This window comes from Thermodesulfitimonas autotrophica (genome assembly GCF_003815015.1).
GTDB classification, from domain to species: Bacteria; Bacillota; Desulfotomaculia; order Desulfotomaculales; family Ammonificaceae; genus Thermodesulfitimonas; species Thermodesulfitimonas autotrophica.
The window spans coordinates 179,206-204,742 of sequence record NZ_RKRE01000002.1; the positions used below are offsets into that span (position 1 = coordinate 179,206).

Here is a 25,537-nt window from a genome sequence, read left to right on the forward strand (position 1 = left end):
TTAAAGATAGCACCGGGAAACATAATTGTCAAGGCTGTGGCCGATAGAACAACCATTAATTCCCAAATCAGCAGCACTCCGGCGCAAATTATACAAACGCCGCAAAAACAACATTGGCCACCGGCAAGGCCGTCCGGGTCAACCGCAAAAGATCCCCTTCCCGGCAAAGGAGCCCCTGCGCCACCAACCGGGAAATTTCCCGCCCGTAGACCGCTTCCGGCCGGCGCCCGAAACGCGCCGCAAAACCCGAAAGCGAGACGCCCGCCGTAAGGCGCAAGCCCAAAAAGAGCGCCTCCGACATCTCTTCCGCGGGTGTGAGCGCGTGCTCCTCCGCCACCGGCAGCTTTCCTCCCGCTACCAGATCGCAGTAGTCTTGAAGCGCCGCTACGTTTGCCCACCGGCGGTGTTCAAGGTAAGAGTGGGCCGCCGGTCCGAGCCCGAGGTACGGTTCCCCCACCCAGTAGAGGCGGTTGTGCCGGCATTCCTTGCCGGGCAGGGCGAAATTGGAAATCTCGTAGTGCCTGTAACCTGCTGCCGTCAGGCAGTCTATCGCCATCAGGTACATTTCCCGCGCCTCTTCCTCAGGGCAGCACGCGTACGCGCCGGCCGCTACCGCCCGGCCAAGTGGCGTTTCAGGGTGAATTTCCAAGTCGTAGGCCGAAATATGCTCGGGGCCGAGAGCAAGCGCCTCTTTAAGCGTCTTTTCCCAATCCTTAAGTCTTTGTCCGGGAAGACCGAAAATCAGGTCGAGGTTAAGGTTGGTAAACCCGGCCCTGCGCGCCCATTCGACCGCCTCCACCACCCTGCGGAACGTATGTCCCCGCCCCAAAAACCGCAGCTCCGTATCATTCGCCGCCTGCATCCCGATGCTCAGGCGGTTCACCCCGGCCAGGTGGAGCGCCCGCAAAAGCTCAGGGTTTAGGGTCTCCGGATTGGCCTCAACCGTAATCTCCGTCCCCGGCAGGACCGTGAAGTGGCGGGCAACAAACTCAAAGATGCTTTCTATCGCCGCCGCCCCCAGGCAAGTGGGGGTACCGCCGCCTAAATAGATGCTTCCGATAGCGGCTTTACCGCCCAGCCGCGCCGCCCGGAGGCGTATCTCTTGCGCCAGCGTTTGCAGGTAGCGGCTGGCAGCCGCGGCGTCGTAAGGGTAAGAGACGAAATCGCAGTAGTTACATTTTCGCCGGCAGAAGGGGACGTGGATGTAGAGCCCGAGGGCGCTCACTTATCATTCACCCGCAACACAGCCAGGAAGGCCTCCTGCGGAATCTCCACGTTACCCACCTGCTTCATCCGCTTCTTGCCTTCTTTCTGTTTCTCCAGCAGCTTTTTCTTCCTGGTAACGTCACCACCGTAACACTTAGCGAGCACATCCTTCCGAAGCGCCCTAATCGTCTCCCTGGCGATCACCCGGCCTCCTACCGCCGCCTGCACCGGAATCTCGAAAAGATGCCGCGGGATGAGCTCCCGTAGCCGCTCTACAAGCTGGCGCCCGCGCTGGTAGGCCCGCTCCCGGTGGACGATAAAAGATAAGGCGTCAACTAACTCGCCGCCAACCAGGATATCAACCCGCACCACATCGGCTGGCCGATAACCTAAAAATTCGTAGTCCAGCGAGGCGTACCCACGGCTCACCGATTTCAGACGGTCAAAGAAATCGTAAATGATTTCCGCCAAGGGAAGTTCGTAGGTCAGGATGACCCGGCTTTCCCCCACGTACTCCATATTCTTGAAGCTGCCGCGCCGACCGTTGCATAGCTCCATTACCGCACCGATGTAATCCTTCGGTAGCATGATGGTGGCGCGGACAAAAGGTTCCTCGATCGCTTCGATCTCCCCGGCCGGGGGCAGTTCCGCCGGGTTTTCCACCTCTACCACGCGGCCGTCTTTCCGGAGCACCCGGTAGATAACGTTCGGCGCCGTGGTGATGAGTTTCAGGTCGTACTCCCGCTCCAGACGCTCCTGCACGATCTCCATGTGCAGCAGTCCCAGAAACCCGCAGCGAAAGCCGAACCCCAGCGCAGCAGAGGTCTCCGGCTCGTAGAAGAGGGCCGCATCGTTGAGACGCAGCTTATCGAGCGCTTCCCGCAGCCGGCCGTAGTCCGCACTCTCCACCGGATAAAGGCCGCAAAAGACCATTGGTTTCACCGCGCGGTAGCCGGGGAGCGGCTCCTGCGCCGGGCGCTTCGCCTCCGTAATCGTATCGCCAACCCGGCAGTCCCGGACGTTTTTAATCTGCGCCGCCACAAAGCCGACTTCCCCCGTTTTGAGCGCTTCGACCGGAGCAAGCTGCGGCCGGAAGGTGCCCACCTCGGCCACCTCGTACTCTTTACCGGTGGCCATCATCCGGATCACCATCCCCGGGCGGATGCTCCCGTCCACCACCCGGACGTAGGCGATAACGCCTTTATACGGATCGTAATGGGAGTCGAAGACCAGCGCCCGCAGCGGTCCTTCTTCATTCCCCTCCGGCGGTGGTATCTCCCTTACAATCGCCTCTAGGACATCCTCAATGCCGGTCCCGTATTTAGCCGACACTAACAGCGCCCCGGACCCGTCCAGCCCGATCGCCGTCTCGATCTCGCGCCGGACCCGGTCCGGGTCGGCGCTCGGGAGGTCGATCTTGTTGATCACCGGCACCAGAACCAGGTCGTGCTCGAGCGCCTGGTAGGTGTTGGCCAGCGTCTGCGCCTCGATTCCCTGGGTCGCGTCAACAACAAGGAGAGCCCCCTCACAGGCGGCCAGGCTGCGGGAAACCTCGTAGGAAAAGTCCACGTGGCCGGGCGTGTCGATCAGGTTAAGCTGGTACTCCCGGCCGTCCCGGGCGCGGTAGTTGAGCCGGACAGCCTGGGCCTTAATGGTGATACCCCGCTCCCGCTCGATCTCCATCTGGTCGAGGACCTGCTCCACCATCTCCCGCGGCGCGATCGCCCCCGTATACTCTAACAGACGGTCGGCCAGGGTGGACTTCCCGTGGTCGATATGGGCAATAATGCAGAAGTTCCGGATCTGCTCCTTCGCCACCACATCTCCTCCAGCCTGTCGGAAATAACCGGCAACCGGCAAGGTCAAAATTTAGCCGCGCCCGGGAAGCCCCTTCCGCCCCCCGAGCGCTGCCTATTTATTATACCACAAGAGCGCAGCAACCGGCCGCGGTCAGGGCGCAGGAGACGGGTTTTCACGGCCGGAAACTGAAGTAGCGCTCCAGGCGGGAAAGGGCCGGAACGGCCCTCCGGGCACACGTTGCCGCAAGACGTTTGGGCGGCGCGGAAAGACGAAGGGTATAACGGACATTCATGAATTCTATGCGGTACGCGGTTTCAGACAGGACGGTAAAACCGAGCGCACGCACCGCCCTTTCCGGCCCGAGCGCCCTATTTAACGCCCCGAGGCAGTGATCAACCCCTAAAGTGACACCCATAAGCGCCACGATAACCAGCAAAAACCATCGCTTCCCCATATCCTATTTCCTCGAAAAGCCCAATTATTACCAACACCGGCGGCCGTCCGTGGCCGCAGACCCGCCTCCGCTGCTCGTCGTCGCCCGAGTTTAATAAACCGCACGGTTCAAGTGTTCGCTTGGAGCTGGAAACAGGCAACGCCGCCTATACTTATCGTTCCGTTGGTGCGGGCCCCGGTTCGGATATCCTCTCGGAAATATTATCCTCCGGAAGGAAGTCCCGCATACACCATCCGGGACTCAGGGGGACGCCGGCTTATCCTCGCCCGCATATTCCTCCCAAAGGACGTCCGCTAAGACGTCCGCAAAAAGCGCCGCCGCCGCTGCCGCTTCCGCAAAGGTGTTATTAACCCCGCCAATTTCTATCAGCAGCGCGTGCGGGTGAAGAAACTGGTTGTAGCGCCCTTCCTTCACCCGGACCCCCGCACACAGGCCCGGGTAAAGCTGTTGGGCGTGCGCCGCTATCCGGCGGGCGAAGGCCAGGTTTTCGCGCCAGGTCGGGAAAGGCTGCCGCTTATCGGACCCCACTACGATGAGGACCCGCGCCACTTCCTTCCCATTTATTTTGGCGGTGGCCACGCCCCGGGGCTGGCGCGAATCCCGGTGGATATCAAAAAGGGCGGCGATCTCCGGCGCCGCGTAAATCATCTCCCGTACCGTTTTCGCCGATTCAAGGTAAGAGGTCGCGTAACAAGCATCGTGAATCCTCTCTGACCGCAACACCCTGATGTCCCGCCGCCTAAGCCCTTCCGCCAGGATTCCCGCCACCTCTACCACCTTTCCCCGTCCCACTACCCGCTCCACCCCGTCGTCTGGCGCGTAAGTTTCACCGGTATGGGTGTTGTATATGCCTACCAGCGGCGCAGAACCATTTTTTTCCGGCGCGGCCTGGGAAAACGTATGGGGAGATGCCACCACCACAGATGCGGTTTCTTTTTTCCCGGGACACAGCACCGCAGGCAAGACCGACCGCAGGAAGCCGGCCTGCGTCGGCTCTACCCCGCTCAGCGCCTTCCCCGCTGTAAGCAGAAACCGGGGCCAAAGAAGGCCTTGCCCCCTAGATAACGGCGGCAAACAGGAGCCCACGATCTGCTCCGGCGACCACAGGCCCCGCACCAAACCCGCTCCTGCCCCCGCAATGCGGGGCCAGAGGAAGCAACCCCCAACCACCGCCACTACGAGCAGGAGAGACCAAAGCCCGCGCCGCAATAAAAGCCCCCCTCGCAAAAACGCGCCGTCATAGAGAATCCGCTAACCATAAGCCTATCATCACGGAAATAGAATGCGCTTGTCCGCGCCCCGCGTAGCGGCAGGATACTTTTTAGGGAAATGATATGCCCCCCGGAAGGAGACAAGACCGGCAGGAAGAAAACGGTGCGTGATTAACGTTGCGGGCGGCCGGATAGGCCGCCCCCGACAGTCGCCGTTCCCCGGCTAGCGCAGCATCGTGGGGACAAAAGCGTCGATAAGACCGATGATAAAGGCCGCGATCAAAGCCCCGATGATGCTAACGCTTAGGAGCCCAGGGATTATGAACTGCGCCAGGTAAATCACCACGGCAGCCGTAATGAAACCCACCAGACCGCGGCTTTGCGGTGAAATCCGGTCACCGAGTAAAGTTTCGGCGATGTAGCCTAGAATCGTGATCACCGCTGCGGCGATCAGGGCCCCGAGAAAACCGCCTTTTACTACAAAGCCCGGGGAGATCCAGCTCACGACCATCAGGACAATGGCCGAAACAACAAACCTGACAGCCGCACCGATCCACGTCTGACGTTCCACCTTCGTTCACCCCCTTTCACGCGTTTGAAGATATCATTGACCAGAAAAGGGAAAGTTATTCCTTAACCGCCGCAAAACTTCGGGCTTGCAAGCAGACCGGCAGCATGGTAAAATGCTGCTGCAAAGTCAAAACGCAGGCAAGGAGGTGCAAGGTTGGCCAAGAAGTCGTCGCTCAAGAGGCTGCGCCAGATTCAAAAACGGACCCTTAGGAACGCCAGTTTGCGGTCCTGGCTCCGCACCGCGATTAAGAAGTTCGAAAAGGCCCTGGCAGCCGGTGAGGCCGACGTGGAAGAGAAGCTCCGGTTTGCGCTGCGGGCAATAGACAAGGCCTGGAGCAAGGGGATCATCCATAAGAATACGGCCGCGCGGAAGAAATCGCGCCTGATGAAGAAGTTCAACAAAAACCGCCTTGCCGGATAGAAGATAAAGCGGCTGTCATCTTTTCCCGCCGTAAATATTTCTACCGCAAAAACGCCGCCTGGACTAATGGTGTCAGGTGGCTTTATACATTTACGGTACCTTTCGCCAGCCCCTCAGAAGCAAGCGACGCTCAAGGCCCGGCAGGAACTCCTCCCGTCCCGATTTCACCGCGGCGTCCAGTTCGAGCAGGGACCAGAAGAGTTCCTCTATCTCGACGCGCGGGAAACGCCGGGCCTGCGCCGCCACCTTCCGCGCTACGAAAGGATGGATGTTGAGCGCCTGCGCTAAGTTCTCCTGCCGGCCGGGAAAAGAGAGATCCTGCGCCAGCATTATCAGACGCAACTGGCGGGCGAGCAGGGAGAAGACGACCCCCTGAGCTTCGCGCTCCAAGAGCGCCCGGATCTTCTTCAGCGCTTCAGGGTAACGCCGCTCCCCGAAGGCATCGATGGCCGCAAAGACCGTTTCCTCGCTGGTCGGCACGAGCACCGCCTGCACGTCGGCGGCGGTCACCACCGGTCTGTCTCCCGTATAGGCGAGCACTTTTTCTATCTCGTTGTACAGAACCGTCAGGTCCCGCCCGGCCGCAAGCAGCATCTCCGCCGCGGCCGGTTCGAGGCTTTTCCCCGCCTGCCGCGCCTTTTTCTGAAACCATTTTTTCAGGTCTTCGGGCGCAAGGTAGCTAAACTCAACCGCTTTCCCCTGTTTCTGCACCAATTTGAAGGCACCCGCTTTCTGTACCGTGCCGGCGGTGCAGAAGATCAGGCAAGTGGCGGGATTCGGCTGCCGGAGGTAGGCGAGCAGGGCCGGGTCTTCCTTTCCGGTACCGAAGTAAGGGGCGTTCTTTACCACTACCAGCCGTCGGACAGCAAAGAGGGGAAGCGTGTTCGCCATGGCCGCCACTTCACGCGGCGGCACCTCCTCCCCGTCAACCACTTCGTAATTGAGCGCATTCTCTCCCACCAGGGCCGCGCGGAAGCGCCGCACCGCCTCGCGCTGCAGGTACACCTCCGGACCGTAAAAAAGGTATACCGGCAGGATTTCCCCTTTTTCTATCGCTGCAACCAGATCGAGGAAATATTGCATTCTCCTGGCCCCCCGGATAGGGGTTTTACTCCAACGCGTAGAGCACGAGACCGGTCGGAACCTTGGGGTAAAAGTAAGTTGACTTCTGGGGCATCCGCTCGCCAGCCTCTGCCACCGCCACCATTTCGGCCACCTCAGGGGCACGAAGAAAGAAAGCCATATCCCAGCTACCGCCGTCAACTAACCGGCAGGCCGCCGTGGCGTCGTGCGTGTAGCTTACCCTGGTGCCGGCACGACATTCCGCCGCATCAATACCGAGGAGCCGCTCGAGAATTAGGGCGTGCAGCACCGCAACCTCCAGGCGCTTCCAGGCAGGTGACCCGGGGCCCGGCAAGACCCCGGCCGGATCAAGCCCCTCCTTCAACCGCAGGTGGAAAGCCCGCCCCTCCCGGGTGTAAAGACCGAAAACGTACCGCCCTGCCGCCTGCGCCACCCGGTCCCTTCGTGTCTCCACCACAGTGAAGAATTCCGCCACCGCGGTGAGAAAAGCCTCCAGATCGAAGGCGGGCGTTACCCTGACCAGACGGTGCGTGGGCAGGATTACCAGGCCCGGGTCGTAGATGTTTACCAGCAAGGCCAGGATAAAATCATACGGCTGCACGCCGGTCGGGTTCGCCGCCGCCCGGCGCTCGCGGGCGTACTGGAGCGCTGTCTCAAACCGGTGGTGGCCGTCAGCGATGTAAACGCGCCGGCTGGCAAAAAAATCGGTAACGGCGGCAATGACCGGCTCGTCCTGGATCACCCAGAGCCGGTGACGCTGTCCGTCGCCGTCCGTGAAGTCATAGACAGGTTGCCCGCGCCGCGCGAAAATAGCCGCAAGAAGACCTTCAGGGTCCGCGTAGAGGCCAAAAATAGGTGAAAAGTTGGCCTTACAGGCGCGGAGAAGCTCCAGGCGGTCGGCCTTTGCCGCCGGTAGCGTCTCCTCGTGCGGAAAGATATTCTTCCCGTACGGCTCCAATTTAAGCCCGCAAAAAAACCCGCTGCGGGTCCGCGGCACGCCGGAGAGGTAAAAGGTCTGTTCGTAGAAGTAAAAGGCGGGGCGATCCTCATTGGTTAAGACTCCTTCCTCCCGCCACTTCCGGAAAGTCGCTGCAGCGCGGGTATAGCGGTTGTTGCCCGCGTCATCGTCAGGAAAGGTGAGCCCGTATTCCAGCCGGATGATGTTATAGGGGTGACGGGCGTAATACTCGCGCTGGGCCGCCGCGTCGATTACATCGTAAGGGGGCGTGATCACCGCCGCCAGATCGCCGCTGCGGGGGTCGTAACGCCAGCCCCTGATTGGTGTGAGAGTTGCCACGCAGCGCTATACCTCCGCTTTCCTTGTCCAGCGCTGGCTGTCGCGCTGGCGGTATTTGGCCATCGTCTTCCGAAAAGCATCCGCCAGGTCGATGCCCAGCGAGTTGGCGTAGCAGGCGAGAATGAAGAGGATGTCACCGATCTCCAAGGCGATATCGCCCGGCGGCTCATCCGGTTTCTTGGGCTTCTCGCCGTAGCGGTGGTTGAGCTCCCGGGCAAGTTCCCCGACCTCCTCGATAAGACGAGCGAGGATGCTCAGGGGATGCCAGTAACCCTCCGCAAACTGGCCGATCCAGGCGTCAACCTCAGCCTGTACCTCCCGGAGATCCATAGGCCTCAACCCCCGACAAAATATCAGCAAAATTTTAGCACAAATTACTGCCCCCGCAAAGAAAAAAGTGGGCCATATACTGGGCCGGGCAGGTTTGAAGCTTCCGAGACCAACATTGCCCGTTAACTTTTTCCGGGAAGGGGTTAAAAGTTTCGCCTTCGGTTCGATCTTATTAAAGAGTGCCTTTTACAGTCAGGTGTTGCGTATGAGCGAAACCGAGTTTACCCTCTTAGCCACCAAGCTCGCTACGACGGAAGACCCGCTCCGTGTCGGGCAACTGATCGCCGCGGCGGTCTGTGCCGCCACCGGCTCCCCGACGGCCGACGTTTACCTGGTAAACCGGAGCGAGGGCGTGCTCCTCTGCCTCACAGGAAAACACTTGCAGGAAAAGAACCTCCCGCTCGGCGATGCCGGCCTCCCCGGGCGGGCAATCAAGAAGGGAGAGCCAGTCGAAGCGGAAGGCCGGCTCGCGGTACCCATAACCTACGCCCACCAGGAAATCGGGGTGCTGGTAGTCGAAGCGGGAGAAAACCCTGAAGCCCGTGCGGCCGGGATCTCCGGTCTCGCAGGGGTCATCGGCCTGGCGCTGGCAAACCTTGCGGCGCGGCAGGAGATGCTGGCGCAGTGGCGTTTCCTCGAAGTCATCACCACCCTTAACTGGCTCATCACCTCCGGCCTCGAAAGCCGGGAATTCTATGACGCCCTCCACCACCTGATTAAGGGACTGATCGACTTCGATTGGATGAAGGTCCTAGTCAAGGAAGATAACCGGCTGAACGTCCTCGCCTTCATGCGGGACGGCACCCCAGTCGAAGCCAAGGAGGCGGAAGATCCCAGCGATCTTATCCTCCAGGCGCGACTCGAAGGGGGCCAGCCGGAAGTAATCGAGGACCTCACCTTGGTCCCGGAACTCAACGAGGCCCAGAGTCTCACCGCAGCAGGGCTGCGTTCCCTGCTCCTCGTGCCCCTGCTCACCAAACGGGGCGTTATCGGCGGGCTCTGCTTCTACAGCCGGGAGAAGGGTAAGTACGCGGAAAAAGACTTCCCCCTCGCCCAGCAACTCGCGGGCCAGTTAGCAATAACCATAGAGAACTCCCTGCTCATCAACGAAATGGCGCGCAAAAACCGCGAAATCGAGAAGAGCCACCAACGGCTTCTTACCCTCAACACGGTCGCGGAGGTCCTTACCCGCTCGCTCGAGATAGAGCTGGTCCTCCAGGAAGTTCTGGCCAAAGTTACGGAAGTAGCCAACTGGGATGCGGGGGCCGTTTACCTGCGCGAAGAGAACGAATCTTACTCGCTGGCAGCCCAAAGAGGCCTGCCCGATGACTGTGCCGCCCACGTGGCAAAAAGCTTAGGGACCAGAGATGACGCCGAAAACAACCCTCTCCGGTTAAGAGAAGAACTCGTGTTTTTCGACGCCCGGGAAATCTTCCGCCGCTCCGATCTCGAAACCTGCACCGTCGGAGGCTTTGCCTCCGGCGTGGTGGTTCCCCTGAAGCACCAGGACGAACTCCGCGGCGCGCTGGTGCTCTTTCACCGGAGCAAAATGGAACTCACCGAGCCGGAACGAAGCGTGCTCGAGGCGGTGGGCAACCAAATCGGCGTGGCGGTAGAAAACGCCCGGCTCTACCAGAAGGTTAAGAGCATGGCCGAACACGACGCTTTAACCGGACTTTACAACCGGCACAAGTTCTTTGCGGTCCTGGATACGGAACTTAAGCGGTGTAAGCGTTATAACGGGAAATGCGCGGTTTTGCTTTTTGACGTAGACCACTTTAAGGACTATAACGATACGTTTGGCCATCTCGCAGGCGACGAATGCCTCCGCAAGGTTAGCGCCCTCATCAGGCAGAGCATCCGGGAGACAGACACGCCGGCCCGCTACGGGGGCGAGGAATTCGTAGTGTTGGTGGTCGAAGCCGACGCTCGTGCCGCCATAACCGTAGCCGAAAGGCTGCGGAAGCGGCTTGAAGCCGCAGGGCAAAAAGAACCCTTACCCACCGTGAGCATCGGGGTTGCCGTCTATCCCGACGATGCGCAGACGGTGCAGGACCTGCTCCTGATAGCCGATAACAACCTTTACACGGCAAAGCGCCTCGGGAGAAACCGGACGGTTTGGCGGGGTCTGGTGCAGACAGCTTAAATCCCCGCCGCCTCGAGGATCTCAAGCACCAACTCTTCCCGGCCGATGGCCATGATGTGGACGCCGTCGCAGAGCCTCTCTTTCTTGATGGTAGCAATCATCCGCCCCGCGATCTCGATCCCTTTCCGGAGCGCCCCTCCCTTCCCCGCAGCAGCCAGTTCGTCGATCAGATACTGCGGCACGCAAATACCAGGAATGTTCGCGTTCATATATTTCGCCATGCCGACCGAAGTAAGCAGAATAATCCCGGCCAAAATTTTCACGGGGAACTGGCGGGCAAACTCCATAAACTTCGCGAACTTTTCGAGGTCGTAAACGCCCTGGGTCTGGAAGAATTCGGCGCCGGCTTCAACCTTCTTCTCGAACTTGATGAGCTGCGGTTCGATCGGGTCCGCTTCCGGGCAGACCACAGCGCCCGCGCAAAACTCAACCGCACCGTCGAGCTTGTTCCCGCCCAGGTCTTCGCCTGTCTCGAGCTGGCGGATGGCCCTAAGCAACTGGACCGAGTCGAGGTCGAAAACCCCTTTCGCCCCCTTGTGGTCGCCGATTACAACGGCGTCACCGGTTAGGCAGAGCACATTGCGAATGCCCCGCGTGTAAGCGAAAAGAAGGTCGGCCTGCAATGCCAGCCGGTTGCGGTCCCGGCAGGTCATCTGCAAAATCGGCTCCCCGCCCCGCTCTTTAATGGCTAAACAACCCCCAAGCGACGGAAAACGCATCACCGAGCTCTGGTGGTCGGTCACGTTGAGCGCATCCACCCGGTATTTTAGCAGGTCGATATGGTGCTGCATTTTATCGAGGTTGGTCCCTTTCGGCGGACCGATCTCGCAGGTAACCACAAACTTACCGGAATTTAGAACCTCTTGGAATTTCGATACGGCCATCTCCGATTCTCCTTACCTATCCGAGTTTTATGCTCTTCGGACGCGGTACCACCTGGTAATTCTTCGGCGGGTGGTACTGGCGCATGAGGTCCAGCCGTCCTTGAAGTTTAAGACGCCGGTAGATAAGGGTCCAGGCGCAGTCCTTCTCCTTATCCACCTCGCACTTGCCGTTATTGGTTCCGCCGCAGGGGCCGTTAAGGAGACCTTTGTGGCAGGCGGTGAGAGGACAGATGCCGGCCGTTTCCCCCAGCACACACTGGCCGCACTGGGCGCAGACCTCCCGGAACTGGCCGGGTTTCTCTTCTACACCAATAAAGAGGGTATCGAGAGCCGGGAGAACCGGTTTGTTGGTATAAAGGCTTAGCCGGTGGACACCGAGCGCGCAGGCCATCACCAGGATGCAGCCCGCTTTCCGGATGGCCCGCTCGTTCTCTTTCAGCAGCACGGCCGTCATTTCGTCGCAGGCAGTCGGGATGACCGTCGACCCGGTCACCACTTTATCGATCGCTTCAAGGCGCTCCTGCATCGCCGCTACCTGCTCGATCCCACCGGTTGCAGTCATGGTGGCGCAGGTACCGCACCCGGCAATGAAGACCGCATCAAACCTTCTCAGACTACGCTCGATCTCCTCGAAAGGCTTCTGTTTGGTGATCGACTTCATCTCCACATCCCCCTAAAGATTATCGCCTTTCGGCTCCTGTCCGGTTATCGCGGCGCTCTGACGCCCCGCCGGGATTTGAGCGGCAGGCGCTCCCAGTTGCTGGCAGGACACCTTTTCTCTTTTATGTGCGCTTCGTACTCATCCCTGAAGTAGTGGATCGTAGAAAGCACTGGGTTAGGACAGGTCTGCCCTAAACCGCAAAGAGAGGTTTCCTTGACCGTCCGCGCTATCTTGAGAAGCGTTTCTACGTCGCCTTCTTGCCCCTTACCTTCCGTGATTCTGGTAAGTATCTCCAGCATCTGCTTGGTTCCGAGGCGGCACGGCACACACTTGCCGCACGACTCTGCCTGGGTGAAGCTCAGGAAGTACCGGGCCACCTCGACCATACAGGTTTCTTCGTCCATCACCACCATGCCCCCAGAACCCATAATCGAACCGACCATGGCCAGGCTCTCAAAATCGACCGGGGTATCGGGAATCCGCGCGGGGATGCAGCCACCGGACGGGCCACCCGTCTGTACCGCCTTCAGGCGCTTACCGTCCGGAATACCCCCCCCGATATCGTAAATGATGGTGGAAAGAGACGTGCCCATCGGAACCTCCACCAGACCCGCGTTAACGATTTTACCGCTCAAGGCAAGCACGGTCGTTCCTTTGCTTTTCTCGCTGCCGATTCCCGCGAACCACGCGGCGCCGCGGTCGATAATAATAGGAACCGAAGCGAGAGTCTTCACGTTATTGATGGTGGTAGGTTTCCCGGCCAGGCCGGCCTGGGCCGGATAAGGGGGACGCGGGCGGGGCATGCCCCGCTGGCTTTCAATCGAAGCGATGAGCGCCGTTTCCTCACCGCAGACAAAGGCCCCCGCGCCTTCCTTCAGATAGATGTCGAAAGTAAAACCGGAGCCGAGGATGTTCTTCCCTAAGAAACCTTTCGCCCGCGCCTGGTCAAGGGCAATCCGCAAACGCTTTACCGCCAACGGATACTCGGCGCGAACGTAAATAAAACCGGTGGTGGCACCAATAGCGTAACCGCCGATGGTAAGCCCTTCAATCACCGCGTGCGGGTCGGCCTCCAACACGGAACGGTCCATGAAGGCCCCCGGATCGCCCTCGTCAGCGTTACAGATAATGAATTTCTCCGGGCTGCATACGTTACGGGCAAACTCCCACTTCCGCCCGGTGGGGAACCCGGCCCCGCCCCGCCCCCGCAACCCGGAACGCTTGATCTCTTCGATCACCTGCTCCGGCGTCATTTTGAGAAGCGCCTTCGCCAGCGCCCGGTAACCGCCGGCAGCGATATAATGGTCGATCTTTTCCGGGTTAATCCGGCCGCAGTTACGCAGGATGACCCGGCACTGCTTCCGGTAAAAGTCGACATCATGGTAGCGGGCAATGAGGCGGCCGCTCTTAGGGTCCCGGTAAAGGAGCCGCTCTACCGGCCGGCCGTCACGGAGGTGGGCGCTGACTATTTCCGGCACATCCTCGGGCCGCACCCCCAGGTAAAAAATCCCTTCTGGCTCAACAACGACGCTCGGCCCGTGGTTACACAACCCGTGCCCGTGGCACCCGCTGATCTCCACGGCTACGTTGCTCAGCCCCTGGCGTTTGACCTCCGCCTCAAAGGCGCGGTAGACATCCTCAGAACCCATCGAGAGGCAAGGCGTCTCCGCGCAGACAAAAACGGTGTAAGCCTCCCCCATTTACCCTTCACCCTTCGTGAGCAGTTTCGCCAGCTTCTCAGGATCCATATAACCGTGGACCGCATCATTCACGACGACGTTAGGCGCCAGAGTGCACACGCCGATACAGGCCACCGTTTCCAGGGTATACTCCATGTCCGGCGTGGTTTCGCCTTCTTGGATGCCAAGCCGCTCTTCAAGCATTTTTAACAGGGTTTCGGCCCCGCGCACGTGGCAGGCGGTACCCCGGCACACCCTGATCACCTGCCTGCCGCGCGGCTTGGTATAAAACTGGGCGTAAAAAGAGATGACGCCCTGAACCTGGCTAGGGAAGAGCTTCATGCTCTTCGCTACAATAGGAATCGCTTCGGGAGGAACGTAACCGAACTCGTTCTGGATGCGCTGAACCACCGGGATCAAGGCCCACCTTTCAACCTTGCACTCGGCAACGATTTCCTTGATCCTTTCTAGATTAACACCTGGCGACCGATCAACTTCTCTCATCGCCACCGATCCTTTCCACTCTCACCTTAACCATTTTAGTAAAGGGCGTTTTTCGCTCCGGGTCGAACTCCAGAAGGAATAATCGCCCTACGGTATCCTGCACCGGCGAAAACGGGGCGAAAAGCACTCCTTCCGGCAGCGTAGCGCTGATTTTAGCAGTTGCCACCGCCTCGCCCGCAGCAGCGACAAGCCGCACCTCCTCTCCGCCGTGGAGGCCAAGCCGCGCCGCGTCGGTTTCCCCGATGAAAACAGCCGCTTCCCGGTAAAACTTTCTGAGCCGCCTCGCCCGTGCGCTGCGCGCGCCGGTGCCAAAATGGAAGAGGGTGCTGCCTACGAGAAGGGTGAAGGGATAGGCCGGATCGTTATCCGGTAGTTGCGGCTCCTGCACCGGCCCAAAATGCGGTGTCACTTCCGGCTGTTTCCGGTAAACCGGTGCCGGTGCGCCTTCCCCTGTCGCCGCCACCTCGCCAACCGCTTCCGCTTCCGCAAAGCCAAGCCCTCTGTAAGCCGGCACGAGCTGCGCTATCTCTTCCCTGACCCCCCGCAAATCCTTATAAGGCAGCGGGCAACCCATCGCCGCGGCCAGGCGCAGGATAATCTCCCAGTCGGGGAGGCTCTCTCCCGGCGGCGCAACCGCCTGCCGCAACCAGTTAACCCGCCCGTCGAAGCTCGTGAAGGTTCCTTCCTTCTCCGCAAAGGCGGCCGCCGGCAGCACCACCTTCGCCAACTTAGCCGTTTCGGTGAGAAAGAGGTCCTGAACCACCAGAAAATCAAGACATCCGAGCGCTTCGCGGATGAACGCCGCGTCGGGGAAGCCGCCCAGCAGGTTTTCGCCAACGATGTACATTCCTTTGATTTGGCCTTCCTTTGCCCCCCGCAGCATCTCAACCACGGTGCGTCCCGGAGTGGCGGGCAGGCGACCCCAGTAATCCCGGAAGCTCCGCCGCACCTGCTGGTCGGCCACCGGGAGGAAGCCGGGCAAGAAATCGGGAAGGGTTCCCATATCGCAGGCACCCCGCGCGTTAGCGTCGCGCTGCAGGGCGTAAACAGCAGCCCGGCCGCCCGCAAGCTGCGCCAGGTTACCAAGCGCCCGCACGGCCTCGGTCCCTCCAACCTGCTGGTTAAGCCCGTTGCCGTAAAGGATTACCGGATGCTGGGCCCTGGCATATAGCTCCGCCGCTTGGCGGATTACCGTCGCCGAAACACCCGTGACCTCTTCCACCCGGCGCAAATCAAGGGCGGCAAGGAAGTCTTTGAACGCAGCGAAGCCCGTACCCGTCTTTTCAACCGCTTCCAAATCCACGAGGCCCTCTTCGATCAGCACCTTGGCGAGAGCGCTTAGCAACGCGGCATCGGTTCCGGGCCGGGGCCGCAGCCAGCACTCCGCAAAGAAGACGAGCCGCGTCTCCCGGGGATCAACCACGATAAGCTTGGCCTCCCGGCACCGCACGGCCCTTTTCACCGCGTAGCCGGCAAGAGGCGCGGACGTTGTGGGATCAGCGCCCACTACCAGAATGAGATCCGCTTCCTCAATATGCCGGAGCGCACCGGTGGGGGCAGCAAGACCGTAGGCTTCCGGCGCCCCCCCATAAAGGCGGCTGCCGTTATCGATATTGTTGGTGCCAAGAACAGTACGCGCAAAGCGCTGCAGCAGGTAGTTTTCCTCGTTGGTGCACCTGGCCGAGCCGTAAACGGCGAGGCTGTCGCTGCCGTATCTTTCCTTTATCCCCCCAAACGCCGCCGCAACAACCGCAATCGCCCTCTCCCAGGAAACAGGCTCAAACGAGCCGTTTACGTTGACCAAGGGCTTAGTCAGCCGTTCCGGACTGTGGACAAAATCGTAACCGAAGCTTCCCCGGACACAGAGCGTCCCTCTGGTAACCGGGTCGTCCCGGTCGGGCACGGCACGGACCAGCCGCCCGTCCTTTACCTCTAAATAGAGGCTGCACCCGCAACCGCAGTAAGGGCAAGTGGTCCGGACGGTGGTAGCCACGCTCCCCCTGTAATCCGGCTCCGCTTCGACCAGCGCTCCGGTCGGGCACAGCGCAACGCAGGTCCCGCAGAAGGTGCATTCCGACGCCTCGAGCGGCCCTTCGCCGAAAGTTGCCGGTTTCGCCGCAAACCCGCGCCGGAAGTAGTCGATCGCTCCTTCCACAACCAACTCCTGACACGCCCGGATACACTTGGCGCAAAGGATACATTTACTCAGGTCCCTCTTAATAAAAGGGTTCGCATCCTTTAAAAGGGCAGTTTGCGGAATCCGCTGCAGGCCGATTAAGTCCACCCCTAACTCCGCCGCAATCTGCCGCAGCTGACACCGATTCCCTTTGTCGCAAACCAGGCAGGCATCGGGATGGCTCGCTAACATCAGTTCGATAATGGTCCGGCGCCGCTCGATCACCCGGGGCGAATGGGTGCTGATCGCCATGCCCGGGGTGATAAAGGTAGTGCAGGCCGTCATGAGGGCCCCCGTCTGCTCATTTTCCACAATGCAGATGCGACAGGCGCCAATGGAAGGGCAGGCTGCCCCCGGCGCGGTAAGGTGGCGTTCGTAACAAAGCGTCGGGATACGGATACCTTCCTGCTCGGCAAGTTCGAGAATGGTCATCCCCGGCCGGCCCTGTACTTCGCGTCCGTTGAGGGTAACGGTTATCGACTGCAACTCCGGATTCCCCTTTTACGGTTTCCTAAAAATTTGCAGTGCCCAGGTGTAACGTAATTTACCACCCGGCATTTTAAGGGTCAATATTTTCCGGCCGAATGGAAGGTAAGAGGGATGGAGTGTCGTATACAAAGGTTTAAACGTCGTGTTGTTTAAGGATTGCCACTACGAGGAGAGAATAGTTAAAAATCGCCTTAAGAAGCAAGGCGCATAAAGAAAGGGCGGGAGTGCAAAAACCGTGCGGATCAGCAAAATCTACGCTGCGTACAAGCCCGTGATCTCTTTTGAAATCTTCCCCCCGCGGACCGAAGACCGGGCGGATATCGTCTCGCGGCTCGCAGCCGACTTTCGGAAATTGGGGCCGGCGTTTATCAGCGTCACTTACGGGGCAGGCGGCACCACCCGCGATACAACGGTTGAAATCGCCTCCCTCCTCAGCGGCTTCGGCTTCACCGTGATGTCCCACCTGACCGGTGTAGGGCACACCGTAAAGGAGGTCGACGAAGTCTTAGCCCGGCTGCACGCTGCCGGCGTTGAAAACATCCTCGCCCTTCGGGGCGACCCGCCACGGGAAACAGCAAACGTCTACACCGCCGGCGATTTCGCCTACGCGGTGGACCTTATCCGCCACCTCCGCAGCAAAGGCGTTTTCGGTATCGCCGCCGCCGCCTACCCGGAAGGACATATCGAATCGCCCCGGATCGATCTCGACTGGCGCCACCTGAAGGAAAAGGTGGACGCGGGGGCGGAATTCCTGGTTACCCAGCTCTTTTTCGATAACCGCGTTTTCTATCATTTCTTAGAGAGCATCCGCCGGATGGGCATCTTCTGCCCCGTTACCGCCGGCATCCTGCCGGTTCTCAATGCGGGGCTGCTAAAACGCATCGTCAGCCTCTGCGGTGCCTCCGTCCCGGCGAAGGTGCTCGGCCTGCTTGACCGGTACGCGGACGACCCGGTAAGCCTGGAGAAAGCCGGCATCGAATACGCTACGGCCCAGGTCGCAGACCTCATCGCTAATGACGTGGACGGGGTGCACCTTTATACCCTGAACAGGCCCGAGTGGGTCACGCAACTCTTAAACAACATCGGCTACAAGCGCCGCGAGTATCTCCCGGCGTCGCAGGCGGGCCTAGCGCGGTAAGATTGAGCCCTGCAACCGCCAGGGCCTTCGTCCCGGACAAGCGGCCCGCCCCGCCAACAGTCCGCTCCTGACCGCACCCCAGGCCAAATCAGCGGTACCGGAGTTCCTCTAAGCGGATGGCTCTTTCCCCTGCGCCTGCAAGTTACCGGCCGATAGCAGCCCGCCCGGCGGCCCTCACCATTACCGCACCGGTCCGCTCGGCCCGAAAGACTTGACACCGCCCGATGGAAACCGATACAATACAATAAACCTGGGAGAAAATAGAACGCGTGTACCGCTTGAAAGGCAGTTTAAACAGGCTGTAGCGGCTCTGCCGTGATGGCTGTTAAGATAGACGCTTTCCGGAAAAGTTCCTCTGTTAAGGGGTGGATTCTTCCTTATAATCAATAATAGCGCCTTCGCCCTAGAGTGAGCCGCGAGTCCCCGCAAGAGGTGCACGCTTCTTTTTCTGCCGAGGTTAGACTCGGCTTTTTATTTATTAATAACGGGGGTGAAGTCTTTGCCGGATGCGGTGTGGGTCATATTTGCGGCCGGGACCGCTATCGCCTTCGCTGGCGGTTATTTCGTCCGTCGCTACGTCTCTGAGGCCAAGGTTACCGCGGCGGAAGAGCGCGCCCGCCAGATCTTAGAAGCGGCAGCCAAAGAGGCAGAGAGCAAGAAGCGGGAAGCGGTCCTGGAAGCCAAAGAAGAAATCCTTAAACTGAAAAACGAAACGGAACGGGAAAACCGGGAGCGGCGTCAGGAACTCCAGCGGCTGGAAAAACGCCTCGTCCAAAAGACAGAGGCACTCGAGGCGAAATTCGAGGCGGTTCAAAAGCGGGAGGAAAGGCTAAGCCAAAAGGAAGCCGAAATCACCAGTCTCAAAAACGAACTAGAAAAGCTTCACGCAGCGCAGGTTGCCGAACTCGAGCGGATTTCGGGTCTGACAACCGAGGAGGCCCGGCAACTGCTTCTGGCGGAGGTGGAAAAGGAGGCCCAGCAAGAAGCGGCCCGCATCATCCGGGAGGTCGAAGCGAAAGCCAAGGAGGAAGGAGAGCGCCGCGCGAAAGAGATCATCGCCTTGGCAATCCAGCGCACTGCCGTGGATCAGGTAAACGAAACAACAGTATCCGTCATCCCCCTGCCCAGCGACGAGATGAAGGGGCGGATCATCGGCCGTGAGGGGCGTAACATCAGGGCCTTCGAAAACCTTACCGGCGTGGACCTGATCATTGACGATACACCGGAGGCCGTGATCCTTTCGAGTTTCGACCCGGTAAGGCGGGAAATTGCCCGTATCGCCCTCGAAAGGCTGATCGCTGACGGGCGCATCCATCCCTCCCGGATCGAAGAAATGGTTGAAAAAGCACAGAAGGAAGTGGAACGCCAGATATGGGAAGCCGGTGAGCAGGCCGCCTTTGAGGCGGGAATTCCGGGGCTCCACGAAGAACTTATCAGGCTTCTCGGACGCCTGAAATTCCGGACCAGCTACGGTCAAAACGTCCTCCGCCACTCGCTCGAGGTCACCTACTTAGCCGGCTTTATGGCGGCAGAACTCGGCGCCAACGTCCAGCTTGCCAAGCGGGCTGGTTTGCTCCACGACATCGGCAAAGCGGTGGACCGGGAAATGGAAGGTCCCCACGTCGCGATCGGCGTGGAACTGGCACGGAAGTACGGTGAGGATCCCGAGGTTCTCCACGCCATTGCCGCCCACCACGGGGACGAGGAACCGCAAACCCTCGAAGCGATGATTGTTCAGGCCGCCGATGCCATTTCGGCCGCCCGCCCCGGCGCACGCCGGGAGACGCTGGAGGCTTACATCAAGCGCCTCACCAAGCTTGAGGAGATCGCCAACTCCTTCCCGGGCGTAGAGAAGGCCTACGCCGTGCAGGCCGGGCGCGAGATCCGGGTGGCGGTGAAGCCGGAGCGGGTCGACGATGCAGCGATGGTTCGGCTGGCCCGGGACGTCGCGAAAAAGATCGAAGGCGAGCTTGAGTACCCGGGTCAGGTCAAGGTAGTTATAATTCGCGAGACGAGAGCGGTAGACTATGCAAAATAAGCCACCGGTACCGGAAATGAAAGTCCTGATGATCGGCGATGTGGTCGGCCGTCCCGGGCGGCGGGCGGTAAAAGAGTTCCTGCCCGCCCTCCGCGAGGCCCGGCAAATCGACCTCGTGATCGCCAACGCCGAAAACCTGGCCGGCGGCAACGGTATCACGCGCGAGACAGCCGACGAGATTTTCAGCTACGGGGTGGATTTCCTCACGGGCGGAAACCACATCTGGGATAAAAAAGAAAGCTACAGCTACATTGACGAGGAAACGCGGCTTGTTCGTCCCGCCAACTATCCTCCCGGCGCGCCCGGCGCAGGCTACCGGGTATTTACGGTCGGCAACCATAAAGTCGGGCTGGTCAACCTTTGCGGCCGGGCCTTTATGCCCGATCTCGACTGCCCCTTCCGGAAGGCTGAGGAGATTACCGCCGCTCTGGCAGCGGCGACACCGATAATCATCGTTGATTTTCATGCCGAAGCCACGTCGGAGAAGATTGCGCTCGGCTGGTTTCTCGACGGCAGGGTGACCGCCCTTTTCGGCACCCATACCCACGTCCAGACGGCAGACGAACGCATCCTTCCCGGCGGAACCGCCTACATTACGGACGTCGGCATGACCGGGCCGCGGGACGGCGTCATCGGTGTACGCAAGGAGGCCATCATTTCTAAATACCTCACTCAGCTGCCGAAGCGCTTCGAGGTGGCAAGCGGCCCTTACCAGTTCAATGCCTGCTTGGTGACGCTCGACCCGGCTACCGGAAAGGCGCTATCCATCGAACGGGTTCAGGAATTCGAAAGATAAAAAGTCCGGAGATGAAATTCTTCCAAGCCGAAGCGGTCGTCCTCAAATCCCGCCCGCACAAAGAGGCAGACCGGATCATTACTTTTTTCTCCCGCGAGTACGGTAAGCTCCGGGCGGTAAGTTACGGAAGCGCCCGGCCCACCAGCCGGAAGCGCGGTGCCGTCCAGCCTTTTTGCCGGTCGCGTTTTTACTTGGTCCGCGGGCAAGAGGTACACCGCATCGATCAGGTAGAGCTCTTAGAGCGTTTCCCCGCCATCGAGCAGGATCTGGCGCTCTTCGGCGTCGCCGCCTACCTCGCCGAGTTGGTGGATGCCTTCACCGGCGAAGAAGCGCCCAACCCTAAGCTTTACGACATTTTTCTACGCTCCCTGCGTCTTTTAGGGAAGGCCGGGGCCGCGCTCCTCACCCGTGCCTTTGAACTCCGCCTCCTGATCCTGACGGGCTTCGGGCCCGAGCTCGGGGTCTGCACGTTGTGCCGGCAAACCCTTCCGCCCGGAGAAAGAATCGCCTTTAGCCCCCAAACCGGCGGCGTGCTCTGTCCGTCCTGCAAAGGAGAAGGTCCCACCATCGAAGTCGGTCCCGGAACACTTAAAGCCCTGCGCCACCTCGCCGCCGGCCCTTTCGAACAAGTTCTCACCGTGAAAGTGGCGCCGGTCATCGAACGGGAGCTCTACGCCATCCTCGCGGAAACGGTGGCTTTCCACCTCGGTTACCGGCCACAGGCGCTCTCTTTTCTCGACCGGCTCGGCAGTTAAGACACCGCTGCCGGCAAAAGCAGCGTTTTTTTGCAAAGGCTTGACTTTTAGGCCTCTCTTTGCTAAGGTTTTTGCCAGACGCAGAAGTTGCCCGCCGCTGCACCCGAAGCGGGGGCTTTTATCTTTGAGGGGGACAGGGCGTGAATTTTCAGGAGCTCATCTTAACGCTTGACCACTTCTGGGCAAAGCAGGGCTGTGTCATCCAGCAGCCCTACGATATTGAAAAAGGGGCGGGGACAATGAACCCGGCTACCTTCTTCCGAGTCCTCGGCCCCGAACCGTGGCGGGTCGCCTACGTTGAGCCTTCACGGCGGCCAACCGACGGCCGGTACGGGGAAAATCCCAACCGTCTCCAGCACTACTATCAATACCAAGTGATCCTCAAACCTTCGCCCGACGACGTGATCGAGGTTTACCTCGCCAGCCTCCGCTCTTTAGGCATAGACCCGCTGCAGCACGACATCCGCTTCGTCGAAGACAACTGGGAATCACCTACCCTCGGTGCCTGGGGACTTGGCTGGGAGGTGTGGCTTGACGGGATGGAGATAACGCAGTTCACCTATTTCCAGCAGTGCGGCGGCTACGACCTCCACCCCGTTTCGGCAGAGATAACGTACGGGCTCGAACGCATCGCCATCTTCCTGCAAGGTGTGGAGAGCGTCTTCGACATCGTCTGGACCGACGGAATCACCTATGGCGACATCCACCACCGGGGCGAGGTGGAGCACTCCCGGTACAACTTCGAGGTCGCGGATACCGACTTTCTCTTCGCCAGCTTTGAAGCCTTTGAAAAAGAAGCGCGGCGCGTTCTGGAGGCGCAACTCGTGCTTCCGGCTTACGATTACGTGCTGAAGTGTTCCCACACCTTCAACCTGCTCGACGCGCGGGGGGCGATCAGCGTGACCGAACGTACCGCGTTCATCCACCGGATCCGCGCCCTGGCCAGGGCCTGCGCGCGAGCCTACCTTACCCAGCGGGAAGCCATGGGCTACCCGCTTTTAAAGAGGGGGAAATCCTGATGGTGCAGGACTTTTTACTCGAAATCGGCACCGAAGAAATACCGGCCCGCTTTCTGCCCGGCACGCTGGTCGAGTTGCGGGAAAAAGCGGTTTCTCTGCTGAACGAGGCGCGTCTGCCTCACGGCCCCGTCCGCAGCTACGGCACGCCCAGGCGCCTCGTTCTTCTCGTAGAGCAAGTCGCCAGCAAACAGGAAACAGCGGTGGAAGAAATCAAGGGCCCGCCTTTAAGCGCCGCCTACGACGCTTCCGGCCAGCCGACGAAAGCCGCCCTCGGCTTCGCCCGCAGCCAGGGTGTTCCGGTGGAAAAGCTCGTGGTGCGACAGGTCGGCAAGACCGCGTACCTCTTCGCCGTCAAGGAAAAACCGGGACGCGAAGCAACAGTAGTCCTGGCGGAGCTATGCCCCCGCCTGATCAGGAGCCTCAGCTTCCAGAAACCGATGCGCTGGGGCGACAAGGAACTCCGCTTCGTGCGCCCAATCAGGTGGCTGGTGGCCCTTTACGGCGACACGGTGGTGGCGTTTTCCCTCGACGGTCTGGAGTCCGGGCGCGTCTCCCAGGGGCACCGTTTCTTAAGCGCCGGCCCGGTCTGCATAGCCAATCCTGCTGAATATTTCACGCGGATGGAAGCCGCCCGCGTGATCGTCGATTCCGCCGTGCGGCAGCGGCTGATCAGCGAGCAGATAGAGCGGCTGGCCGCAGCCGAAGGAGGCGTGGTGCCGCCCGACGCCGAACTCCTCGAAGAGGTCGTCAACCTGGTGGAGCACCCCACCGCCTTCTGCGGCACCTTCCCGGAAAAGTATCTGGAACTGCCGCGGGCAGTGCTCGTAACGGTAATGCGGGAGCACCAGCGCTTCTTCCCCGTCTGTGACCGGGACGGGCGTCTTCTCCCCCGTTTCATCGCCGTGCATAACAGCGCGCCCGAACACACGGCGACTATCAGGCGCGGCAACGAACAGGTGCTCCGAGCGCGTCTCGCCGACGCCGCTTTTTTCTACCGCGAGGACCTCGCCACCCCGCTCGCCGACCGGATCGAAGGGCTGAAAAAGGTCGTCTACCAGGAGGAGTTGGGCACCCTCTACGACAAAACGGAACGGCTCTGCGCCCTGGTTGCCCACCTTGCCGGTGCGGCCGGGCTCGGGCATGATGACCGGGCCGCCCTCTTCCGGGCCGCTTACCTTGCCAAGGCCGACCTTCTCACGAACATGGTTTACGAGTTCCCCGAGCTCCAGGGGGTTATGGGGCAGGAATATGCCCGCAAAAACGGCGAGCCCGAAGCGGTAGCGGTAGCGCTTTACGAACAGTACCTCCCGCGCTTCGCCGGTGATTCCTTGCCGCAGACCGCCGCCGGGCGTCTCCTCAGTATCGCGGACAAGCTGGATAACCTGGTAGGCTGCTTCGGCCTCGGCCTTATCCCTACCGGATCCCAGGACCCCTACGCCCTGCGGCGGCAGGCGCTCGGCATCTGCCAGATCATCATTGCGGGAAAGCTGCACCTCTCCTTCCGCGCCATGGTCGACCTCGCCTACCGGGAATACGGCGGGAAGCTCAAAAACGAACCCGCTCAAGTTTTCGCGGAACTCGCCGACTTCTTTAAACAGCGACTCCGCGGCATCTTTGGCGAGCGGGGCATCGCCCCCGAGGTTACCGAGGCGGTCCTGGCTGCCGGCATAGACGACCTCTACGCCGCCTACCTTAGAGCGGCAGCCCTGCATGAGTTCCGCCGTGACCGCCGCTTCGGCGATCTCTATACGGCCTATACGCGCGCGGCCAATCTATCCCGGACGGCGCCCGCGCGCGAGCCTGATCCCGCCCACTTCACCGATCCGGCAGAAAGAGAGCTTTACGCGGCGGTCCAGGCCCTCCGGGAAAAGATCAAACCCAAGCTCGCAACCCATAATTACCGTTCCGCTCTTGAAGAGCTCTGCGCGCTGCGGCCACCCGTAGATATCTTTTTCGATGCCGTGCTGGTGATGGATGAAAACCCCGTGCTCCGGGAGAACCGGCTCGCTTTGCTGCGCGCCGCAGCGGATCTCGTTCGGGGGATAGCCGACCTGGCAAAGATTTCTATCTAAGAAAGTGCCGGCCGCCGGCAGGAAAAAAACAGTATGGCAGAGTATTAGAAATAGTGTGTGTTTTTTCCGTCTCGGACAGAATTAATGTGTCATAAAAGGGCGGACCGGCACGTATATTTGGGCTGACCCCGCAGTGTTGCTGGTTTGCTGTTTAGGAAAAGGGGGGGTCTTCCTGGAGCTGACCCAGCGGCAGCAAACCATCCTGGGAATTGTAAAGTCCGAAGGACCGATAACCAGCGAACAGATTGCCGACCGTTTAAAGCTCACCCGGGCCACCCTACGCTCCGACCTCGCCATTCTTACCATGGCGGGGCTCATTGAGGCACGGCCGCGGGTGGGTTATTATTACAGCGGCAAGTCGCCGCACGAAGTAGTAGCGGCCAAAATTCGCCGCTTCAAGGTCGGTGAACTGCAGTCCCGGCCGGTGGTAGTTGGCGAAGCAACCTCGATTCACGACGCGATCATCACCCTTTTCCTGGAGGACGTAGGTACCCTCTTTGTTGCCCGCGAAGGAGGAATCCTGGAGGGAGTGGTTTCGCGGAAGGACCTTCTTAAAATAGCTTTCGGCACCGGAGACATCCGCAACCTACCGGTAGGCGTCATCATGACCCGCATGCCGAACATCATCACCACTTCACCTGAGGAGCCCGCGTGGGAAGCCGCCCGGAAATTGGTGCTCCACGAGGTGGACGCCCTTCCGGTGGTCGAGCCCGTCGCCGACAACAAAAACGAACTGCGCGTAGTGGGCCGGTTTAGCAAAACAACAGTGGCCCGGCTCTTTGTAGAAATAGGAGAAAGGCGGTAGAGA

Annotated in this window: 22 protein-coding genes; 9 read left to right on the forward strand and 13 right to left on the reverse strand. The window is 60.2% G+C overall.

The window, feature by feature from the left end; all coding sequences use genetic code 11:
• Positions 1-88: 88 nt before the first annotated feature.
• From hemW to EDD75_RS04695, 5 genes are all read right to left on the reverse strand, one after another.
• Positions 89-1,225 carry a radical SAM family heme chaperone HemW gene (gene hemW, locus EDD75_RS04675; protein WP_123928799.1) on the reverse strand — a complete coding sequence of 379 codons (1,137 nt, stop codon included), beginning with the start codon at positions 1,223-1,225 and terminating at the stop codon, positions 89-91.
• A complete protein-coding gene (gene lepA, locus EDD75_RS04680; protein ID WP_123928802.1) occupies positions 1,222-3,024 on the reverse strand; it encodes a translation elongation factor 4 in 1,803 nt (600 codons plus the stop codon). Before lepA ends, hemW begins: the two co-directional genes overlap by 4 nt.
• A gap of 154 nt (positions 3,025-3,178) precedes the next feature.
• On the reverse strand, positions 3,179-3,460 hold the full coding sequence (locus tag EDD75_RS04685; protein ID WP_123928805.1) for a hypothetical protein: 282 nt from the start codon (positions 3,458-3,460) through the stop codon (positions 3,179-3,181).
• 240 nt (positions 3,461-3,700) lie between these two features.
• A complete protein-coding gene (gene spoIIP, locus EDD75_RS04690; protein WP_170157717.1) occupies positions 3,701-4,669 on the reverse strand; it encodes a stage II sporulation protein P in 969 nt (322 codons plus the stop codon).
• A gap of 225 nt (positions 4,670-4,894) precedes the next feature.
• Positions 4,895-5,242, reverse strand: a complete 348-nt coding sequence (locus tag EDD75_RS04695; protein ID WP_123928811.1) for a phage holin family protein — start codon at positions 5,240-5,242, stop codon at positions 4,895-4,897.
• A 153-nt stretch (positions 5,243-5,395) separates the two neighbouring features.
• On the opposite strand from EDD75_RS04695, the gene rpsT reads away from it, so the two are divergent.
• Positions 5,396-5,662: a 30S ribosomal protein S20 gene (gene rpsT, locus EDD75_RS04700; protein WP_123928813.1), complete on the forward strand. Its 267-nt coding sequence runs from the start codon at positions 5,396-5,398 to the stop codon at positions 5,660-5,662.
• A gap of 90 nt (positions 5,663-5,752) precedes the next feature.
• Here the strand turns inward: rpsT and holA are convergent, their stop codons facing one another.
• From holA to EDD75_RS04715, 3 genes are read right to left on the reverse strand one after another with little or no spacing between them, the layout of a single operon-like run.
• Positions 5,753-6,745 (reverse strand): DNA polymerase III subunit delta, encoded by a 993-nt coding sequence (gene holA / locus EDD75_RS04705; protein WP_123928816.1) that lies wholly within the window; start codon positions 6,743-6,745, stop codon positions 5,753-5,755.
• Positions 6,746-6,770: 25 nt separating this feature from the next.
• Positions 6,771-8,042 carry a DUF1015 domain-containing protein gene (locus EDD75_RS04710; RefSeq protein ID WP_123928819.1) on the reverse strand — a complete coding sequence of 424 codons (1,272 nt, stop codon included), beginning with the start codon at positions 8,040-8,042 and terminating at the stop codon, positions 6,771-6,773.
• 6 nt (positions 8,043-8,048) lie between these two features.
• Positions 8,049-8,372: a nucleotide pyrophosphohydrolase gene (locus EDD75_RS04715; protein WP_123928822.1), complete on the reverse strand. Its 324-nt coding sequence runs from the start codon at positions 8,370-8,372 to the stop codon at positions 8,049-8,051.
• Positions 8,373-8,577: 205 nt separating this feature from the next.
• On the opposite strand from EDD75_RS04715, the gene EDD75_RS04720 reads away from it, so the two are divergent.
• Positions 8,578-10,518 carry a sensor domain-containing diguanylate cyclase gene (locus EDD75_RS04720; RefSeq protein ID WP_123928825.1) on the forward strand — a complete coding sequence of 647 codons (1,941 nt, stop codon included), beginning with the start codon at positions 8,578-8,580 and terminating at the stop codon, positions 10,516-10,518.
• Here EDD75_RS04720 and EDD75_RS04725 read toward each other — a convergent pair.
• The 5 genes from EDD75_RS04725 to EDD75_RS04745 are packed head-to-tail and all read right to left on the reverse strand — an operon-like array spanning position 10,515 to position 16,908.
• Positions 10,515-11,402, reverse strand: a complete 888-nt coding sequence (locus EDD75_RS04725) for a methylenetetrahydrofolate reductase (RefSeq protein WP_123928828.1) — start codon at positions 11,400-11,402, stop codon at positions 10,515-10,517. The genes EDD75_RS04720 and EDD75_RS04725 overlap by 4 nt on opposite strands.
• Before the next feature lie 16 nt (positions 11,403-11,418).
• Entirely contained in the window at positions 11,419-12,063 is a 645-nt protein-coding gene (locus tag EDD75_RS04730; protein ID WP_123928831.1) for a methylenetetrahydrofolate reductase C-terminal domain-containing protein, read from the reverse strand.
• 44 nt (positions 12,064-12,107) lie between these two features.
• Entirely contained in the window at positions 12,108-13,763 is a 1,656-nt protein-coding gene (nuoF, locus tag EDD75_RS04735) for an NADH-quinone oxidoreductase subunit NuoF (protein ID WP_123928834.1), read from the reverse strand.
• Positions 13,764-14,246 carry an NADH-quinone oxidoreductase subunit NuoE gene (gene nuoE, locus EDD75_RS11285; protein ID WP_123928837.1) on the reverse strand — a complete coding sequence of 161 codons (483 nt, stop codon included), beginning with the start codon at positions 14,244-14,246 and terminating at the stop codon, positions 13,764-13,766.
• Positions 14,233-16,908 (reverse strand): molybdopterin-dependent oxidoreductase, encoded by a 2,676-nt coding sequence (locus EDD75_RS04745; RefSeq protein ID WP_123928840.1) that lies wholly within the window; start codon positions 16,906-16,908, stop codon positions 14,233-14,235. The genes nuoE and EDD75_RS04745 overlap by 14 nt, the downstream gene beginning before the upstream one ends.
• 238 nt (positions 16,909-17,146) lie before the next feature.
• Here EDD75_RS04745 and EDD75_RS04750 point away from each other — a divergent pair, with 238 nt between their 5' ends.
• The 7 genes from EDD75_RS04750 (at position 17,147) to ccpN (ending at position 25,534) form a co-directional block, all read left to right on the forward strand.
• Positions 17,147-18,049: a methylenetetrahydrofolate reductase gene (locus EDD75_RS04750; protein ID WP_123928843.1), complete on the forward strand. Its 903-nt coding sequence runs from the start codon at positions 17,147-17,149 to the stop codon at positions 18,047-18,049.
• Positions 18,050-18,548: 499 nt separating this feature from the next.
• Entirely contained in the window at positions 18,549-20,087 is a 1,539-nt protein-coding gene (gene rny, locus EDD75_RS04755; RefSeq protein ID WP_123928846.1) for a ribonuclease Y, read from the forward strand.
• A 16-nt stretch (positions 20,088-20,103) separates the two neighbouring features.
• Positions 20,104-20,883 (forward strand): TIGR00282 family metallophosphoesterase, encoded by a 780-nt coding sequence (locus EDD75_RS04760; protein ID WP_123930345.1) that lies wholly within the window; start codon positions 20,104-20,106, stop codon positions 20,881-20,883.
• Between the two features lie 11 nt (positions 20,884-20,894).
• On the forward strand, positions 20,895-21,638 hold the full coding sequence (gene recO / locus EDD75_RS04765; protein WP_123928848.1) for a DNA repair protein RecO: 744 nt from the start codon (positions 20,895-20,897) through the stop codon (positions 21,636-21,638).
• A 140-nt stretch (positions 21,639-21,778) separates the two neighbouring features.
• The gene (gene glyQ, locus EDD75_RS04770; RefSeq protein ID WP_123928851.1) at positions 21,779-22,657 is read left to right on the forward strand and encodes a glycine--tRNA ligase subunit alpha; all 879 of its coding nucleotides are present in this window, start codon (positions 21,779-21,781) and stop codon (positions 22,655-22,657) included.
• Entirely contained in the window at positions 22,657-24,729 is a 2,073-nt protein-coding gene (gene glyS / locus EDD75_RS04775) for a glycine--tRNA ligase subunit beta (RefSeq protein WP_123928854.1), read from the forward strand. The genes glyQ and glyS overlap by 1 nt, the downstream gene beginning before the upstream one ends.
• A gap of 136 nt (positions 24,730-24,865) precedes the next feature.
• The gene (gene ccpN / locus EDD75_RS04780; protein WP_281277449.1) at positions 24,866-25,534 is read left to right on the forward strand and encodes a transcriptional regulator CcpN; all 669 of its coding nucleotides are present in this window, start codon (positions 24,866-24,868) and stop codon (positions 25,532-25,534) included.
• Positions 25,535-25,537 lie beyond the last annotated feature (3 nt).

Excerpts from the sequence above, each read along its gene's own strand:
- EDD75_RS04685 (WP_123928805.1), bottom strand. The coding sequence starts at position 3,460 with ATGGGGAAGCGATGGTTTTTGCTGGTTATCGTGGCGCTTATGGGTGTC.
- holA (WP_123928816.1), bottom strand. The coding sequence starts at position 6,745 with ATGCAATATTTCCTCGATCTGGTTGCAGCGATAGAAAAAGGGGAAATC.
- EDD75_RS04715 (WP_123928822.1), bottom strand. The coding sequence starts at position 8,372 with ATGGATCTCCGGGAGGTACAGGCTGAGGTTGACGCCTGGATCGGCCAG.
- EDD75_RS04720 (WP_123928825.1), top strand. The coding sequence starts at position 8,578 with ATGAGCGAAACCGAGTTTACCCTCTTAGCCACCAAGCTCGCTACGACG.
- EDD75_RS04725 (WP_123928828.1), bottom strand. The coding sequence starts at position 11,402 with ATGGCCGTATCGAAATTCCAAGAGGTTCTAAATTCCGGTAAGTTTGTG.
- EDD75_RS04730 (WP_123928831.1), bottom strand. The coding sequence starts at position 12,063 with ATGAAGTCGATCACCAAACAGAAGCCTTTCGAGGAGATCGAGCGTAGT.
- nuoF (WP_123928834.1), bottom strand. The coding sequence starts at position 13,763 with ATGGGGGAGGCTTACACCGTTTTTGTCTGCGCGGAGACGCCTTGCCTC.
- nuoE (WP_123928837.1), bottom strand. The coding sequence starts at position 14,246 with ATGAGAGAAGTTGATCGGTCGCCAGGTGTTAATCTAGAAAGGATCAAG.
- EDD75_RS04760 (WP_123930345.1), top strand. The coding sequence starts at position 20,104 with ATGAAAGTCCTGATGATCGGCGATGTGGTCGGCCGTCCCGGGCGGCGG.
- recO (WP_123928848.1), top strand. The coding sequence starts at position 20,895 with ATGAAATTCTTCCAAGCCGAAGCGGTCGTCCTCAAATCCCGCCCGCAC.
- glyS (WP_123928854.1), top strand. The coding sequence starts at position 22,657 with ATGGTGCAGGACTTTTTACTCGAAATCGGCACCGAAGAAATACCGGCC.